We start from the raw sequence: 18,004 nt of genomic DNA on the forward strand, positions 1-18,004 counted from the left end.
GAAATAATTTAATCATTGGTTTTACTAAATTGCTCCTATTAATAAAAACTATTTATCAAAAAAAACACGACTGATCAAATTAATCCTAATTTTTTATTAAACACAACAATTGGTCATGATCCAAAATCAAGGCATTCAGGGCGCAATTCAGAGGCGTTAGAAATACAGAATTCTTCCAGTCATATTGGTGACTTCTTGCTTATACTGATGTAGGTAACCCTACTTAAACTCCGGCCAATACTCCTTTACTTTTTTTCTTAGGAAGGCTACACTGCGTTCCAATTGATCCATTCCGTCCACACCATCTTCGATACTGATCCAACCGTCAAAACCAACCCGTTTCAATTCCTTAAAAATAGCATCATAATCGTTTAGGCCCTTGCCAATCTCCCCATGACTAAGCCTTTTGGCATAGCCCATGGCTCCACCTTCCTCCTTGCGCAGGTCCTCAATGGTTCCTTCCTTCAAATAGCGATCACTGGCATGCATAGTAACTACGCGGTCCGAAACCCTATATAGGAGTTCCAGGGGATCCTCTCCTGCCAAAAAGGTATTGCTAGGGTCGTAATTCACTCCGAAATTAGGATGGTGGATGCGATCTACCAACATACAAAAAATGTCCATCTGTTGTGCAAATTCCGGATATTCCCAAAAATCGTCCTTATAGTGGTTTTCCAAAATGAGGGTAACGCCCAACTTTTCCGCATGGGGAAGGCACTCCTTAATGCAATCCGCAGCAAAGCCAACACCTTCCTCTATGGTCAGTTCTGGACGACGTTGTCCGGACAATACCCTACAATAGGTGCCGCCCAGGGCATGGGTCATTTCTATCCATCCTATCTGTTTTTTAATTTCCTTTTCCCGAAAAGCGGCATCAGGATGCGTAAAATCCGGGGAACAGCACAGCATGGGTATGGTTTTCCCATGACGTTCCACCTGCTCCCTAAAAACGGGCCAGTTGGCCTTATCGGCCATCTCCAAAAATCCGGCATACCATTCCAATCCGTCTACCTCCAGCGCAACGGCCAGATCGATCCATTCTGAAACCTTCATGGTTCCATCCTTACAAAGTTCATGCATAAATGCTTTGGGAAATACTGCTAATTGTGGCAAATCTTTATTCTTTTAAAGTTATTAATTATTTCTTTTTGTGGGAACCTTCCCAGTTTTTGGGGAGATTCCGCCCTATCATGGGAAACTGTTCCAAATCCATCACCTGCGAACTAACTGGTCCGCATTCATCGGAAAGCCAATATACACAGGCTACCGCTATTTCTTCGGGGGTGAAAATTCGTTGGGCGGGGGCAAAAATATCCGGGATGTCCTTGTACCAGTCCGCTTTCATCCCCTGTTCCTTCTTGTTCAAAATTTCCTTTTCCGTAAGCACCCAACCTGGGTTGATCTGATTTACACGCACCCCATTTTCCCGAAACAGGCTATCGCCCAAATTTCTTGTCAAGGTCATTAAGGCCCCTTTGGACATGCTATAGGCCAGCAAATCCGGTTCCCCGCCCCAAGCGTTGATAGACCCTATATTAAGGACACATCCACGAACGGAGGATAAATGGGGCAATGCTGCCTGAATGATCATCAAAGGAGCAATGGAATTAACGGCCAACATTCTTTTTATAAAATGCACTTGGGTAGTCGCTATATTGGAAGAAGCTATATAGGCCGCATTATTTACCACGGCATTCAACTTCCTAAATCTGGACATGGCCACATCTACCAATACCTGAGGGGCATTGTCCTCCGTTATATCCATGGTAATATGGGCCGCATTGGCATCTCCCAAGTCCTGCACTACTGCCAGACCTATTTCCTCTTCCAATCCGTTGATGACCACCTTCGCCCCTTCCTGCACACAACGTTTGGCAATGGCCTTGCCTATACCGGTATATCCTCCTGTTATTAATACTACTTTATCCTTTAAACGCATAGGGGTTAACTTGGTTTTAAAACACTTTTCACCACCTTGCCCGAGTGCATTTGATCAAATGCCTCGTGCCAATCCTTCAATTCCCAGACCCCACCAATAATAGGTTTTACATCCAAGGTTCCTGAAGCCAGAAGAGACAACACTTTTTCCCATATGGGCCAGTTATGGCTAAAGCTACCCTGTAGGGTTACATTCTTTTGCACCAATGGATCCAAGGAAAAGTTTAGAGGTTGTGGACCCCAACCCACCTTGGTTATATGTCCGTTGGGACGTACCAATTGTAGGGCTATTTTTAAAGTGGCACTTGCTCCTGCCGCATCTATTACACAATCTACTCCCAATCCGTCTTGTTTATTGGCCCAGGCACTTGCATCGCCCACAATTCCTTCACAGCCATATTGCTTGGCAATGTTCAATCTTTCCCTATCGGCTTCCAAGCCTACAACGGCCACCTCGGCGCCACATAAACGGGCTACGGCGGCACAAAGGATACCTATGGTCCCAGGGCCTAGGACAATGACCCTGTCCCCTGGTTTAATTTTGGAATTCATCACCACTGCATTATATGCTACCGAACAGGGCTCGGTTAAACAGGCCTGCTCAAAGGGCAAGTTCTCAGGAACCGTATGTAGACATCTAGCGGGCACTTTAACAAAACGCGTCATGGCTCCGTTTACCCCATACCCAAATCCTTTTCTAGTGGGATCCAGGTTGTACAGGCCTTGTCTTGTAAGCGGACTGTTCAGATCTATGACTGCAGCGGTCTCACTTACTACCCTATCGCCTTCCTTCCATCCGCTTACCCTTTTCCCCATGGCCACGATATGGCCACCAAACTCGTGCCCAAGGACCACGGGATAGTTTACAGGCCAACTATGGTCTGAAGTCCATTGGTGCAGATCACTTCCGCACACCCCAACGTTGGCCACTTCCAGCAACACATCATCTTCCCCTATACCCGGTTTTTCCACTTCCCTAATTTCAACACTTCCTGGCTTGGAAGAGAAATTTACTACTCCTATTGAATTCATCTTTATAGCTCTTTATATTTTTAAATTTTCGCTTATTATCTTGTTATTTCGCCGTATGCATGGATCTTTTCACAGATAAGACGCAACGAACTTTCCAAGTCACCATCGGCTGTTTTAAACGAATCGGCATCTATGGTCAGCGGTGCTCCCAAAACAACCATGGGCGCCCCGTATTCCGGACAGCGTATGGCCTGTTCCAAGGTAAGTCCGCCCACGGCCTGTACCGGTACCTTAACGGCATTGACCACTTCCCGCAATTGATCCATTGGACTTGGCATTTTTAAGCCTTGGGCTGCAATACCACGACGTTCGTCATAACCAATATGATGGATTATATAATCGCATCCAAGGTCTTCCAACCATTTGGCGCCTTCCACCATATCCGGACATCCTAAATTATCGCCCATTACCTTTACTCCGTAATCCTTACCTGCCTGTACCACCACTTTTATGGTTTCAGCATGTGCCCTGGCCATCACCACTACATGGGTGGCACCTGCCTTCGCCATCATTTCTGCTTCCAGATATCCACCGTCCATAGTTTTAAGGTCGGCTACTATTGGAATTTTAGGAAAGGCTTCCCTCAGTTTTCGTACACCATGGAGTCCTTCTGCCAAAATAAGGGGGGTCCCCGCTTCCAGCCAATCCACCCCTGCACGCAATGCCATGGCCGCCGTTTCTAAAGCTTCATCAATATTGGTAAGGTCTAGGGAAATCTGTACAATTGGTTTCATAAATGGTCAATAATTAAATAAATTAAAAAGTTGTATTTTTTTTGATTTACCATAGACCGCAATCAATTCAAAATACCAATAAAAGGTCGATAAAAAGTATTGATTTTTTTGGGCTACAGCGTCAATCCAAAGATAAAGAATCACAATACATAAAATTTATCAATTATAAATCCAATATTACCCTTTTCGGATTTATAACCACTGGTATTGTCACTTTCTTCAGTAAACTACCTCGGGGCAAGCCCGCGAGGCATTCGTAGGAAACGAACTTTAATTTTCGAGGCAAGCCTCGGGGTATTATACCCTTTGGCGGTGCCAATAAACAACTCCTATGATTATCAATCTTGCTATTGTCTTTTATATTCTTGGAAGAACCATTATTATTGCAAAAGATAAATATTAATTAATACCGATTTAATATTCAATAGAACCAAATAACCCAATTTTGATCCCTTACTATATAAAGGTGAAATTGGATTTGATTTGCACCCAACAGCCAACAATAGAAAGCATTACCGAACTAACCATAAAATGACCTTATTGAAAAATCGTTCTTTAGAATTACTATTCACCTTAATTTCTTGTTTTATTACTGCATTTTCGTACAGCCAGGACGATTCATTATCCCCTAGGGATACCCTGCTTCCACATAGTTTGGATGAAGTGGTCATTACAGCAAATAGGTTTAAATCATTTCAAAATAAGACCCCTGAGGCCATAGATGTAGTCCATAACCCTACCATACAGGGATTTCAATTGCGAACAGCACCCGAAGCCCTGCTGTTATCTCCCGGTGTATTTGTACAAAAGACCAACCACGGTGGGGGATCACCGTTTATCAGAGGGTTAACGGGAAACCAGACCTTACTGTTATATGATGGCATCCGTCTCAACAACGCCACGGTAAGATCTGGACCCAATCAGTATTTTAATACCATTGATGTCTTTAGCATTGGAAAAATGGAGGTCTTACGGGGAAGTGGTTCTGTACAATATGGCTCCGACGCCATTGGGGGAACCATTCAGGCCCTAAGTCAAGAGTTGTCGTTTTCACAACAGTCGCTGTGGGGGGCAGATCTAATGAGCCGATTTGTAACCCAAGGTATGGAACAGACTGCCAATACCGCATTGAAGTACAGTAATAAGCGGGTGGCCTTTAGGGCCAATGTCACCTGGCGAAATTTCGGGGACCTTATAGGAGGGGATACTACAGGACTACAAAGTCCGACCGGCTACCGCGAACTGGATTTTGATCTCAAGGGCAAAATACTGCTTGGGGACAGGTCCCATCTTACCACGGTCTATCAACGTGTGCACCAAAGGGATGTTCCCGTTTACCACAAGGTGGCTTTAGAGGATTATGCCATAAATAAGATGGATCCCCAAAAACGGGAACTGGCCTATGCCCGACTCCATCAAGAGCTGGATAACAGCATCTTCAAATCGGCTGTGGTTACCGCTTCCTTTCAGCAGCAGGAGGAGGGCAGATTATTGCAAAAAAATGGCGCTACCCTGGAACGAACCGAAAATGATAAGGTCCGCACCTATGGCTTTTCAGCAGAAACCAGGACAAGCTCTGGGGAAATATGGTCGGCCAATAGTGGTGTAGAGGTATATAGCGACAAGGTACAAAGTAATAGGACCGATAGGGATCTAGCCACCAATACCGAAACGGCCAATCGCGGATTATATCCCGATGGGGCCACCATGACCAGTATTGCAGCTTTCAGTATGCATACCCTGCGTTTGGACCCGTGGGAAATTACAGCTGGAGCCCGTTTTAATACCTTTATCAACAAGGTGACCGATTCGGACTTGGGCACAACCAAACTAACCCCTTCCGCCCTAGTAGGTAATATGGCCGTCCAACGCAGGATAAACCAATCCTCCAACGTCTTTGCCTCTATCAACACCGGATTTAGAGCTCCCAACATTAATGATCTAGGATCTTTGGGCATTGTCGATTTCCGTTACGAAACTCCCAATTTCGACCTCAAACCAGAGCATTCGCTACAATATCAACTGGGGTATAAATTTCGCAATCGCCTACTTAAAGCAGAGGTATTCCTTTATCGCAATGAATTGTACGATTTAATCGTACGCCATAGGATTGAAGGAGATAGCATAGAGGGTTACCCCGTTTATCAAAAGAAAAATGTGGAACGCGGATTTGTCCAAGGGGCGGAAATGGCGTGGGATTTAACATTGGATCCCCACTGGAAAATATCGGGAAACGCGACCTATACCTACGGACAAAATAAAACCAGTGATGAACCGGCACGCCGAATCCCGCCCTTATTTGGACGGTTGGCCGCCTCTTACAACCTGAAAAAATGGAATCTCAATGCAGATTGGCTTATCGCCGGCAAGCAGGACCGTTTGGCTTCAGGGGATATGGATGATAATAGGATACCACAGGGAGGTACCCCGGGTTGGAACGTACTTAATATTCATGCCAGTTATTCCATTCATTGTGTCACCATCGCTGCCGGACTTCAGAATATCTTCAATGAAGATTACAGGTACCATGGTTCAGGCGTTAATGGTTATGGCAGGTCTGGAGTGGTTTCGGTTTCTGCGAGGTTGTAGTTTTGGTGTACAAGGTTGGGTTGTAATCAATATTTAACATCCTAAACTTGAGTGCTTCGCGGTGCCGTCTAATCCTCGATACAATCCTCCTCTGTCGGATCACTCGAAGTGACGGGCATTCAACATTTACTCTTTTAAACTTCTAACATCTTAGTTTGAGGTTCTTTCGTCAGTTCGAGTGCTTCTCGATACAATTTTATTTCGCTGCACTGTATAAAATCACCCGCCTAAAATCGGGCAGGCCCGCCTTGAGGGCCGGGCAAGCTCGAAGTGACGGTGAGTGCATTGTATGACGAAGGAAGCCCTACTTAGGTCTAAATTTTTTCTTTGCTAAATTGGGTAATTTTTCGAACTCGTTATTGATCAACGCTTCTTTTTTAGCCCTAGACCATTTCTTAATTTGCTTTTCGGTTAGGATGGCTAAATTTATATCTGAAAATTCAGCATAGTAAACCAATGACAATGGTCTTCGTGAATACGTATAGCTATCTATATGGATACCTGAAATATGATCCAGCAGTCGTCCATTTAAATTTGATGTTACACCTGTATAGTATGAATCATCAGCACATTTAAGAATGTATACGTAAGATAATTTCATATTTAATGTAATTCAAACGCTAAATCGAGTGCTTCTCGATACTATTTTGCTCCACTTCATTATGCAAAATCACTCGAAGTGACGGTAAACAAGCTAGAAATGAAGGGCATTCAACTTCCTTCTATGTTCTATCGTCAGTTCGAGTGAAATGGCGACAGCCATTTTGTATCGAGAACTTTTTAGTGCAAACAATCTACTTCTCGATACAATTTTGCTCCACTTCGTTATGCAAAATCACTCGAAGTGACGACTTTCAACTTTCAAACTTTGAACTTTAAAACTGACCACTGTTCCCTACTCCTCATCCCCCTTGTTCTTATAATGGTTTACCCGGGCATCGTCCTCGTTATCCATTGGTGGGCCTTGTTCTATTTTTCGCCAATCGATAGTTTTGTTGTACTTCTTCATGGAGAGTTCGGCATTGTACATCCGCTCATCATGGCGCTCCAGGGTATAGGGTGTAAAGTCGGGCTCCGAAGTAAAGAAATCCTGAAGCAAAGAGGCCGTAACATCAAACTGATTTACATAGGGAACATTCAAAATATTGTACATAGTCTTTAAAATGGCCCCAAAATTGGCATGGGTGTTGGAAACATATCCCTTTTTTACATAAGGGCCTGCCATCATTAAAATAGACCTATGGGCATCCACATGATCTACACCGCCTTGTGGGTCATCCTCCGTAATGATTACCAACATATTTTTCCAGTATTTGGTCCTGGAAAGAAAATGCAATACCCTCCCTACGGCCAAATCATTGTCTACCATAAAGGATTGCGGGTAAGGATAACCATCTTCCGGCCGTACACGTGCCCCATGATCGTTGGGTAACATCATGGTGATCAATTGAGGCATTTCCTCCGCCCCTTCGATCCATTTTTCCGTAAACTCCCGTTCAAACTGATCCATACGGTATTGATCGGGAATATTCATGTTATAACCGGCATAGTCGTGACTGGTCCTTGTAAAGAGTGCCTTTTGCATGGGTACCATCACCCCATGGGCTGCACCTGTATTGGTATCGTACCATTCCTCACGCACATGCGCCGTTTCATTGGCCTGTCCAAAATTATAGAAGGAAACATTTTCCCTATCCAAGGCTTCCCAAAGACCGCCAATCTCGGCATAATCCTCGGGATCTACACTTCCTATGGTTCCTGGATGACGACGCCCTGGGGCATCGGAAAAAATCTTGGCCGATTTGCTTACGCTGGCATTGGCCTCTACCCATTCGTTTGGAATAACCCCTACCAACCAATGGTGGCCATGTACCGAAGCATCACTATCGCAATAGTAATTATCCGAATAGGCAAATTGCTTGGCAGCCTTATGATGATTGGGTGAAATTCTCAGGTTGGGGAATTGTGCCTGTACCGAATCGGGCAAGGTATAGGTATTGTTAACCCCATAACGGGCCAAAGTACTATCTCCCTTCCCGGTTTTTAGCTGTCCGAAGACCTCGTCATAGGTCCTGTTCTCCTTGGTAATGTACACCACATGTTTTATGGGACTCTGACGCAGTTTTGGCAAGGGTGGCAAAGGATTGGAACCGTCATCGGTTATGGTGCTTTCCCTAAAGGTATTGTCTATGGATATTTTGGTATACTCGGCAAGTTTTTCTTTTGTGGGCATAGGTACCCTTTGGAAACTGCCCAATTGTATATCCCCAATATAATCGCCCTGTGGTGGTTCCACGAAATCCTTACCGCCATTGGGACCGGAACCAAGGCCCCGACAAGTAATGATATAAATATTCTTTTCATCTTTGGACAATTCTACCCTGGTAGGGCCCCATCCACTGGGAATAAGCCCCTTGGTGGTTTGGGACGGAATATCTATTACGGCCACGGCATTGAAACCCAAGAGGGCCACATACAGGGTTTGCTCCGCTTTGTCCATGGTTATGCCAAAGGGCAGAAGACCCCGGTATGTATCGATCCGGGAATCGACCTGAATAGGAATATGGCCAACTATTTCCTGACGCAGGTGATCTATAATGGTAATATTGTCGTTGGTGGCATTGGTGACATAGGCAAATTGCTTCCCAACGGCGATGGAGTTGGGACTTGCCCCCCCTACCACTTCGGCATCATCCACCGTTTGCCCTATCTGGTGCCCTGTCTTGAATTTCTTGATCACCTTGTTACTATCAAGGTCTATGGTAAAAACGCTCATGGCATCAGGATGCAACGGGCTTCCCACTCCTGGGATGTTACGACCTTCCACTACGGTACCTTCAATGGATTCTTTGGTGTTGTCCCCATAAGGATGGTGGGAAATCATTAAGGAATCATAATTGGCCGGAGTAGCCCCCTCTATCAAAGGGTAGGAATACACCCCAACATTGGCTACAAAGGCCTGCTTTTTATCGGGACTGATGGCCAAGCCAAAAGGTTGTCGCCCCACATTTACGGAGCCCTTTATTTTTTTGGTTTCCAGATCGATCCGCACCATTCTAAAGTTCGCCCGATCCAACACCAACAGTTCGTTCTGGGCCTCGTTGATCCTTAGGTCCGAAGTAAAACTATCCCGATACTCCTTCCCGTCAACACTACCGTTTAAAGAAATGGAGTCCAATTTCACAAGGTTTTCCACATCGTACTGTATCACGGCCCCCGTATCGCCCCCGCTTAAATAAACCGTTTTGGAGTCCTGGGCAAATTCGACCCCCAAAAAAGAACCCTTGGCCAAGGGCGATGGTATGCTACCATCATAACTGGGAATCCTGACCGATTCCAAGGAGGCTACATCTATAACGGTAAAGACCCCATCGTGCAAGGTAACGGCCTTGCTCCCATCTGGAGAAATAGCCATCCCAAAGGGATCATGTGTTATGCGCAATTTATCCCCTACAGGAGTAACATACCTCCCACTTGCCAGGATAGAAACCCCGTTTTCATCAATAGTACTGTACTGATCCTTACCAGGTACCTCCAGGATGGTAATACTATTTTGGCGCGAATTACAGGAAACAAAAGCTAAAATTAAAAAGACTACAATTAACCGATTCATTTGGTTGGAATTAAAAGGTGGATGGATGTTTTTTATATGAAAAAATAATATTACGCATTTTAGATGAAAGACAGGGTCTCTTAACAATCATTTTACGTAATGTTAAAATAATTTAATTGAAGTAAAAATGCAGAAAGCACATTCTGGACCTTTCAGTAAGAGCCGTTTACGGAATCTCCCCATAAACAGCTGCTATAAAACTTCCATTTAAAAATGGTTTCGGATCTATCTGACTTTGTAGTACAACCCCTTTGCGATCGGACTCCAATAACATAAAAGCGGCCTGCACCATAGGCGCTGCCGTAGTGGCCTGTATGGCCCTAAGTCTGTGTTTCCCAACTTTTTGCGGCCGTATTAGTTTGGATACCTCGCTCCGCCTTAGTACGCCATGGCTGTCCTTGCCTTCCACTGCAGCATACAATACTATTTGATCCTGTTCCATATGTGGAATCTCGGTTTCCATTTTTTCCTGCAATGTCCCAATGGCCGTATCCCCATTTGCCAAACCTTCAATCTGCTGTTGTACCCAGGCGTAATGCCCGGGATATCTGAGGGTCTTATAATCCAAATGCCGCACCTTTCCGGCCAGGGCATCCGGCAGGTCGGCAGCGCCCCCGGAAGTGAGGTCTTCCTCATAGGTCCTGCCGTCTATAATAATCCTAGCCCTTTCCGAGAGCGATTTAAGCGGTACTTTTTTAAAATCGCGCACTGCTTCCGCATCTTTCATATATTCGGTGGCAACGCCCACGGGGCTCCAGGTAAAACCGTAGTAATGGGGTGCCACGGCATGGTCCGTTAAGGCCCCTACCTTAAATTGCAGTTTATCCCCTTTGTCTACACGGTACTTTCTACAGAATTCCTGATAGAGATAATGGGCCAAGATATCTATATACCCTGGTGCCAGTCCGGATTGTAGCACAAAACCGGTTTCGGCATTTTTGGCCAAGGCCATTATTTCATTGGTCTCCGCCACATATTCGGTGAGGTTAACGTAATGAAGTCCGTATTTTTTGGCATAGCCCGCCATTTTGGGGGCCAGACTTCCCGGAAGGCAATCGAGCAATACATCGCCCTCTGCGAAAATTTCCTCCATTTCTTTCGTCAGGCCCCTATCGGAAAGACAAAATGCTTGGGCAACTAAGGGGTCGGTAGTTCCCTCCCCTATCCATTTGGCCACCATTTCGGCCTTTTCCAACCTACGGTTGCCTATAAAAATCCTTATGGGTACATTGCTCCATTCGGACAATAACAAACCAACAGCCTGGGCTATCCCCCCTGCACCTGCTATAACCATGTTGTACGACATATTCCTAGGGCTAAAATTGTTATAAGAAAGATACCATTTTTTCCTGGAAGTTTCCGCTCTTAGCTGTAGTTCCCATCTTCCTTTGCGGGACTAACAAGCTGCCCGTAGGTAGACTGGAAGTATCGACTTCCAACTTTTGAACATTCAACCTACAACCGAACACCATGTTTAGTTTCTCTTTTCCCTCACTAGCCAATACTAATTTTCCACTTCCCTATACACATTTGACCCTTCCCTATATTCCGCGTTCAACATTCAATAATTTTTAAATCTTTTTGGCTAAATTACGGCCCTAAACCAAATAACCATTTTAGCTCTTGTGGCTTTTTGCACAGCTATAAATTGATAATGACCATTCATATCGACCCTAATTAAATAAAAGAACTAAAGGCATGAAATACATTGTTTGTGAGGAACCTGGGGATTTTCAGTTAAAGGAAAAAGAGGCCCCTATACGTAAAAAAGGGGAGGCCCTGTTAAAAGTGAACAAGGTGGGCATCTGCGGTACCGACCTCCATGCCTATACCGGTAACCAGCCTTTTTTTAGCTATCCTAGGATCCTTGGTCATGAACTGGCCACCACCGTGCTCGAAATAGACGAAAACGAAAAGGGAATAGCACCCGGAGACAATGTGGTTATCATGCCCTACCTGAGCTGTGGCCATTGTGTGGCCTGTAGGAACGGCAAGACCAATTGCTGCATCCAGATCCAGGTACTGGGCATACACACCGATGGTGGCATGCAGGAGCAGATTACCGTCCCCGTGGATATTTTGTTGCCGGCCAAACACCTGACCAACGAACAAATGGCCATTGTAGAACCTTTGGCAATTGCCGCACATTCCATCCGCAGGGCACAGTTGGTGCCGGGAGAGACCATAGTAGTGGTAGGCTGCGGTCCTATCGGTATCGGCATCATGAAACTGGCCCAGATAGAAGGGGCCAAGGTCATCGCCCTGGACATGAACCAGGACCGACTGCAGTATGCCAAGGAAAAGATTGGAGTGGACCATATTGTAAACGTGGCCGAAGACCCCGTAAAACAGATTTCCGAAATTACCAAGGGCGACATGGCCACTGCCGTATTCGATGCTTCGGGCCATAAGGGAGCCTTGGAACAGGGACCCGTCTATATGTCGCACGGCGGAAGGTATATTTTGGTGGGACTCTCCAAGGGGGAGCTTAGCTTTACCCATCCGGCCATCCATGCCAAGGAGACCACCCTTTTGTGCAGTAGAAATGCCACGGTGGCCGATTTTGAAAGGGTGATCGAAATCCTGGACCAGTTCCCAACCGATTCGTTCATTACCCACAATGTGCATTTCTCGGAGATGAAGGAGAATTTTGACAGCTGGCTAAAACCTGCTACCGGAGTAATGAAAGCTACGGTAGAATTTTAAATCAATAGCATACCTAAATATATGTCAAAGAATTTTTTACAAATACATCCCAATGACAATATCCTTGCCGCTTTGCAGGATATGAAGAAAGATTATGTGGTAGAATTTGAAGGGAAGTCCTTCCCCCTCAAAAACGATGTTACCGCCAAGCATAAATTCGCCCTTCAGGATTTCAAGGTGGGAGATCCCATTTTAATGTACGGTACCCTGATTGGGAAAGCTACGAAGCCCATCGCCCAGGGGGAAAGCATTACCATTGACAATGTGGTGCACGCCTCCTCCGATTACAATGTAGGGGAACAACAATCGCATTGGGTAGCACCGGACATTTCCAAATGGAAAAACAGCAGTTTCCATGGGTACCACCGTGCCGATGGCAGTGTGGGGACCGCCAACCACTGGCTGGTAATCCCTATGGTCTTCTGTGAAAACAGAAATGTAAACGTATTGCGCACTGCCCTGCTCAATGCCCTGGGCTATGAGACAGCCCAAGACTACGTTATAGACACCGAGGTCTTGGTGTCCCAGTACAAAAAAGGCGCCAGCGCGGAAGACCTGATGGCTTCCCCCATAATTAAAACGGCCGAAGACATTAAACAGAACCGTACCTTTCCCAATGTGGACGGCATTAAGTTCCTGACCCACGACGGGGGCTGCGGCTGCGACCGCGGCGATTCGGACACCCTCTGCAACCTATTGGCAGGATATATTACCAATCCCAATGTTGCCGGAGCCACCATCCTTAGTCTGGGCTGCCAGAACGCCCAGGTAAAAATATTGGAAGATGCCATAGCCAAGCGCGACCCCAACTTTTCCAAACCGCTACATGTTTTGGAGCAACAAAAAAGTAAGAGTGAACGGCATTTTATAGAGGAAGCGGTAAAGAGAACCTTTTTGGGCCTTATTGAAGCCAATAAGGTGACCCGCCAACCCGCTCCCCTTAGCAAATTGGTATTGGGCCTTGAATGTGGCGGATCGGACGGATTTTCCGGTATCTCCGCCAATCCGGCCCTGGGCTATGCTTCAGACCTTATCGTGGCCCTGGGAGGAACTACGGTACTATCCGAATTCCCAGAACTCAACGGAGTGGAACAGGAACTCATCAACCGCTGTGAAACCCCGGAAAATGCCAAAAAGTTTGCCGATATCATGAGGGCCTATTCGGCCAAAGCGGTTTCCATTGGCTCCGGATTTGAAAACAATCCCTCACCGGGAAATATAAAGGACGGACTCATCACAGACGCTATGAAGTCGGCCGGAGCCGCAAAAAAAGGAGGTACTTCCCTGGTTCAGGACGTATTGGATTACACCGAAAGGGTCACCAAAAATGGCCTAAACCTTTTATGTACCCCTGGCAACGATGTAGAGAGCACCACGGGATTGGCAGGATCTGGATGCAATGTAATTGCCTTCACTACCGGCCTTGGCACCCCAACAGGGAACCCGGTGGCCCCGGTCATAAAAATGTCCAGCAACAATGCCCTCAGTGAGCGTATGAAAGATATTATCGATTTTAACACCGGCACTATCATTACCGGGGAGGATACCATACAGACCAAAGGGGAAGAACTGTTGGACTATATCGTAGAGGTAGCCAGTGGCAACAGTGTCCCGGCTGCGGTTAGATTGGAGCAAAACGATTTTATCCCATGGAAAAGAGGGATATCCCTATAAAAGGACCTCACCCAGAACTGCCAAAAAGCAGTTCTGACCCCCGCGGAATTCGCGGGGCAGGCTCTCCCAAGGAGAGGTAAAATAAGGACCTATTAACAAACTAAAAATATTAATATCATGATTATAGATTCACACCAACATTTCTGGAAATACAATCCTGTAAACCACTCTTGGATAAGCGATCAAATGACCGTTATAAGAAGGGATTTTCTCCCCTCGGACCTAAAGCCGGTCTTTGCCAAAAATGGCGTGGACGGCTGTGTAGCGGTACAGGCGGACCAGACCTTGGCGGAAACCGATTTCCTTTTGGAACTGGCCCATAACAACGCCTTTATAAAAGGAGTGGTAGGTTGGGTAGATCTAAGGAGTGCCGATGTGGACCAGGCCTTGGAAAAATACGCCAAGGACAAGCATCTAAAGGGCTACCGACATGTGGTACAGGACGAGGCCGACCATAATTTCCTATTGCGGCCCGATTTCCTCAGGGGCATTTCCAAATTGGAAGAGTACGATGCCGTCTATGACATCCTTATCTTTCCCCATCAGTTGGGGGCTGCCTTGGAATTGGTAAAGAAATTCCCCAATCAAAAATTCGTCATCGATCATATTGCCAAACCCTATATAAAGGATGGCTTTTACGATGGCTGGGCCACCTTGATGCAGGAAGTTGCCAAACATGAAAACGTATACTGCAAAATCTCGGGCATGATAACCGAGGCCGATTTTAAGAATTGGACCCCGGAACAGATCCATCCCTATATGCTCCTGGTCCTTGAGGCCTTTGGTCCGGAACGCTGTATGTACGGATCCGATTGGCCAGTGTGCCTGGTTGCCGGAACCTATAGCCAGGTAAAGGAATTGACCACCAATTTTATCTCCAGCCTTAGCTCCACGGAGCAAGCCGCCATTATGGGACAGAATGCAGTGGAGTTCTACGGCTTGGAATAAGCGGTTATTTGTCAGTGGTCAGAATGTTCATCAATACCGAAAGTCTAAAATTACCTAGTAGTCATTTCGGTAACGAACGATAGAGAGAAGAAATTACGGATCAGGAATAATTGTTGTGCTTAAGAAAATATTCTTATGGAAAGAATAGCTTAATAATAGAGGTATTGAGCCTAGATCGCGCCGAAAAAGGGGTGGATTTAGCCTGTTTTCCCTATTTTTTACATACGCCCTATATACGGCTTATCTATGGCTTATCTACGGCTTATCCCCGGACAAGACATTAATCCATTTACACATTAACCCATTTACAAATCATCAAATTATCTCATTTTTGTGTTCTGTTCATTTTTTGCATCGCCCAAATGCGTAGCATTCATGAATACCATTAAAAATCAATAGACCAGCCGATGAATAAAAAACGACCAGGGCCGAATAACCAAGGTGCGGGGTAGCTTGATTAGGAGGAGCCAGCTGTAGCCAAGGCAGGCTGATTTTAAATTTCTTTAAATCTACGCACTTTCCACGGCCCCGGCGTCCAGGCCGCTTTCACTTGGGTGAAATGCTCTATGGACGCCTACCTGAACCCAATGTGGAAACTACTTGATTTAAGACGAAATCGAAGATTCACGAAAACCTATAAAAAACAATAATAACCACTTAAGTAAATTGAAAATAGGCCGGTCCTTTCGTTGCGTCAACCTTCATGTGGGGATAAGTCATTTTCCGTTATTAAAAACCTTTGGGCATGGCCGTTAAGAATTATTGAAACCCTGGAAATAATTTAATCATTGGTTTTACTAAATTGCTCCTATTATTATCAAAAAAAACACGACTGATCAAAATCCCAAGCCTGTCTGCCGACAAAGGCAGGCCCCGAACCCAACAACAGGAATCGACCCTAGGGTCGTGGTATTGAGCCTAGATCGCGCCGAAAAAGGGGTGGATTTAGCCTGTTTTCCCTATTTTTCACATACGGCCTATATACGGCCTATATACGGCTTATCTATGGCTTATCTACGGCTTATCCCCGGACAAGACATTAACCCATTTTCAAATTAATACATTGGTACATTATCAAATTTCCACATTAACCCATCTTCAAATTAACACATTAATACATTGATTCATTGCTACATTGGTACATTTCCACATTGATACATTGGTACATCTTCAAATCATCAAATCATCTCATTTTCAAATTAACACATTAATCCATTGATACACATCTTCCCGATCCACAGATCCACCTAAAGTTGCCATTAAAAACTAGCGGGCTTCATCATTATTTATTAACTTGTAAGACAATTCATACCCATTTCATCATTTCTATCATGGATAAGTCTTAAAATTAAAGATTAATTAACCTACTATGCCCCTAAAAATAAAGTTAAATTATGTTAATAATGATAAATATTATTAGTTTTGCAGATGGAGGTTCAATCATTAAAAGTTACCTTCACCGACCCTGAATTTTACCTTTGCGCCTTTATATTCCCCAAGTAAAGGATGCAAAAAAGACATTAAGTTGTAGTTAGAGAACTAATCTATTATGCCCTAAATAAGGAACATGGCATATCTATATGAATTATTTACCAATACTTACCTCTTGGTGTGTGTGGCAATATTGGCACCCGTATTGCTCTCCCTGAGAATGTACCCGGTCATTATCTATTTGGTAAAATCCAAGAACCTTATGGATGAACCTATAGACCGCAGTATGCACACGGCCAAGACCCCTACCTTGGGTGGAGTGGGTATGTTTATTACTTTTAGCCTTACCCTCATTGGTCTGGGTATGGTGATGGGGCTGTCCCAGGCAGAGCTCATAAAACTCCTGTCTATAATCGCCGCCAGTATTACCCTGATGTTTCTGGGCATCAAGGACGACTTGCTGGGACTGGCCCCGAAGAAGAAATTTATGATACAGATCCTGGCCGCCCTCATGGTCATTGTTGTGACCGATGTGCGGATAGCCAGCTGTTATGGCCTTTTGGGCCTGGAGGAACTGCCGTATATAGTTTCGGTGGCCTTTAGCGTCTTTGTATTCCTGGCCGTGATAAATGCCTTTAACCTGATAGATGGCATAGATGGTCTGGCCGGAACCATAGGTGTTATTGTCACTGCCACCTTTGGTGGTTTCTATATCCTTAATGAACGTTATTTAATGGTGATCATTTCCTTTGCCCTGATCGGTGCCCTCATAGGTTTTTTAAGGTTCAACCTCTCCAGCAGACGCAAAATTTTTATGGGCGATTCCGGTTCCATGTTCATAGGCTTTATCCTGGCCTACCAGGCCATATCCTTTTTGGAATTCAATGCCACTACGGTAACGCCTTACACCGTACATGTAGCCCCTATTATGGCCATGGCCATCCTGTCCTATCCCATCTTGGATACGCTAAGGGTCTTTACCATCCGTATTGCACAAAAGCGCAGTCCCTTTAGTGCGGACCGCAACCACATACACCATCGCATATTGGCCTTGGGCCTCACCCATAAAAAGGCCACCCTTACTCTGGGCATAATCAATATTTTGGTGATAGCACTGGCCTTTATCATCAAAGACCTTTACATAAACCTGCAACTGTACCTGTTGGTACTGGCCGTACCCCTACTCTATTTTTCACCTTGGTTGATATTTAGACGGGGCAGTAAAAAGTCCAAAATGCAACGAAAAAGAACCTTGGCCATGCTGCGAGCGAGGATTAATAGCTTTTTGGGATGAAATGACAGGCAGAAGCTTTAGCATCATAATAAATATGAGTTAATG

The 18,004-nt window shown here is 45.2% G+C and carries 12 protein-coding genes; 5 read left to right on the top strand and 7 right to left on the bottom strand.

Translation table 11 applies throughout. The features are described 5' to 3' along the window. Positions 1-219: 219 nt before the first annotated feature. The 4 genes from QSE00_RS22755 to QSE00_RS22770 are packed head-to-tail and all read right to left on the bottom strand — an operon-like array spanning position 220 to position 3,704. The gene (locus QSE00_RS22755; protein WP_110357620.1) at positions 220-1,113 is read right to left on the bottom strand and encodes a sugar phosphate isomerase/epimerase family protein; all 894 of its coding nucleotides are present in this window, start codon (positions 1,111-1,113) and stop codon (positions 220-222) included. 25 nt (positions 1,114-1,138) lie between these two features. Then, complete coding sequence (locus tag QSE00_RS22760) at positions 1,139-1,939, bottom strand: SDR family NAD(P)-dependent oxidoreductase (protein ID WP_286107641.1); 801 nt, start codon at positions 1,937-1,939, stop codon at positions 1,139-1,141. A 5-nt stretch (positions 1,940-1,944) separates the two neighbouring features. Continuing rightward, positions 1,945-2,970 (bottom strand): zinc-binding dehydrogenase, encoded by a 1,026-nt coding sequence (locus tag QSE00_RS22765; RefSeq protein ID WP_110357622.1) that lies wholly within the window; start codon positions 2,968-2,970, stop codon positions 1,945-1,947. Positions 2,971-3,005: 35 nt separating this feature from the next. Then, positions 3,006-3,704: an orotidine 5'-phosphate decarboxylase / HUMPS family protein gene (locus tag QSE00_RS22770; protein WP_110357623.1), complete on the bottom strand. Its 699-nt coding sequence runs from the start codon at positions 3,702-3,704 to the stop codon at positions 3,006-3,008. 540 nt (positions 3,705-4,244) lie between these two features. Between QSE00_RS22770 and QSE00_RS22775 the strand changes: the two genes are divergently transcribed. Continuing rightward, the gene (locus QSE00_RS22775; RefSeq protein ID WP_286107642.1) at positions 4,245-6,293 is read left to right on the top strand and encodes a TonB-dependent receptor plug domain-containing protein; all 2,049 of its coding nucleotides are present in this window, start codon (positions 4,245-4,247) and stop codon (positions 6,291-6,293) included. 304 nt (positions 6,294-6,597) lie between these two features. Here QSE00_RS22775 and QSE00_RS22780 read toward each other — a convergent pair whose 3' ends face one another. The 3 genes from QSE00_RS22780 to QSE00_RS22790 all read right to left on the bottom strand — a co-directional run bounded on the left by QSE00_RS22780 (position 6,598) and on the right by QSE00_RS22790 (position 11,212). After that, positions 6,598-6,894: a GIY-YIG nuclease family protein gene (locus QSE00_RS22780; RefSeq protein ID WP_286107643.1), complete on the bottom strand. Its 297-nt coding sequence runs from the start codon at positions 6,892-6,894 to the stop codon at positions 6,598-6,600. A gap of 294 nt (positions 6,895-7,188) precedes the next feature. Further along, the gene (locus tag QSE00_RS22785; RefSeq protein ID WP_286107644.1) at positions 7,189-9,906 is read right to left on the bottom strand and encodes a bifunctional YncE family protein/alkaline phosphatase family protein; all 2,718 of its coding nucleotides are present in this window, start codon (positions 9,904-9,906) and stop codon (positions 7,189-7,191) included. A 166-nt stretch (positions 9,907-10,072) separates the two neighbouring features. Next, entirely contained in the window at positions 10,073-11,212 is a 1,140-nt protein-coding gene (locus tag QSE00_RS22790; protein ID WP_286107645.1) for a saccharopine dehydrogenase family protein, read from the bottom strand. A gap of 392 nt (positions 11,213-11,604) precedes the next feature. On the opposite strand from QSE00_RS22790, the gene QSE00_RS22795 reads away from it, so the two are divergent. The 4 genes from QSE00_RS22795 (at position 11,605) to QSE00_RS22810 (ending at position 17,959) form a co-directional block, all read left to right on the top strand. Further along, the gene (locus QSE00_RS22795) at positions 11,605-12,612 is read left to right on the top strand and encodes a zinc-binding alcohol dehydrogenase family protein (RefSeq protein WP_286107646.1); all 1,008 of its coding nucleotides are present in this window, start codon (positions 11,605-11,607) and stop codon (positions 12,610-12,612) included. Between the two features lie 21 nt (positions 12,613-12,633). Next, positions 12,634-14,286, top strand: a complete 1,653-nt coding sequence (locus QSE00_RS22800; RefSeq protein ID WP_286107647.1) for a UxaA family hydrolase — start codon at positions 12,634-12,636, stop codon at positions 14,284-14,286. A gap of 117 nt (positions 14,287-14,403) precedes the next feature. Next, a complete protein-coding gene (locus QSE00_RS22805; RefSeq protein WP_286107648.1) occupies positions 14,404-15,234 on the top strand; it encodes an amidohydrolase family protein in 831 nt (276 codons plus the stop codon). Between the two features lie 1,567 nt (positions 15,235-16,801). Continuing rightward, the gene (locus QSE00_RS22810) at positions 16,802-17,959 is read left to right on the top strand and encodes an MraY family glycosyltransferase (RefSeq protein WP_286107649.1); all 1,158 of its coding nucleotides are present in this window, start codon (positions 16,802-16,804) and stop codon (positions 17,957-17,959) included. Positions 17,960-18,004 lie beyond the last annotated feature (45 nt).

Origin of the sequence: Arenibacter flavimaris (assembly GCF_030291335.1) — a bacterium.
Classification (GTDB): Bacteria; Bacteroidota; Bacteroidia; order Flavobacteriales; family Flavobacteriaceae; genus Arenibacter.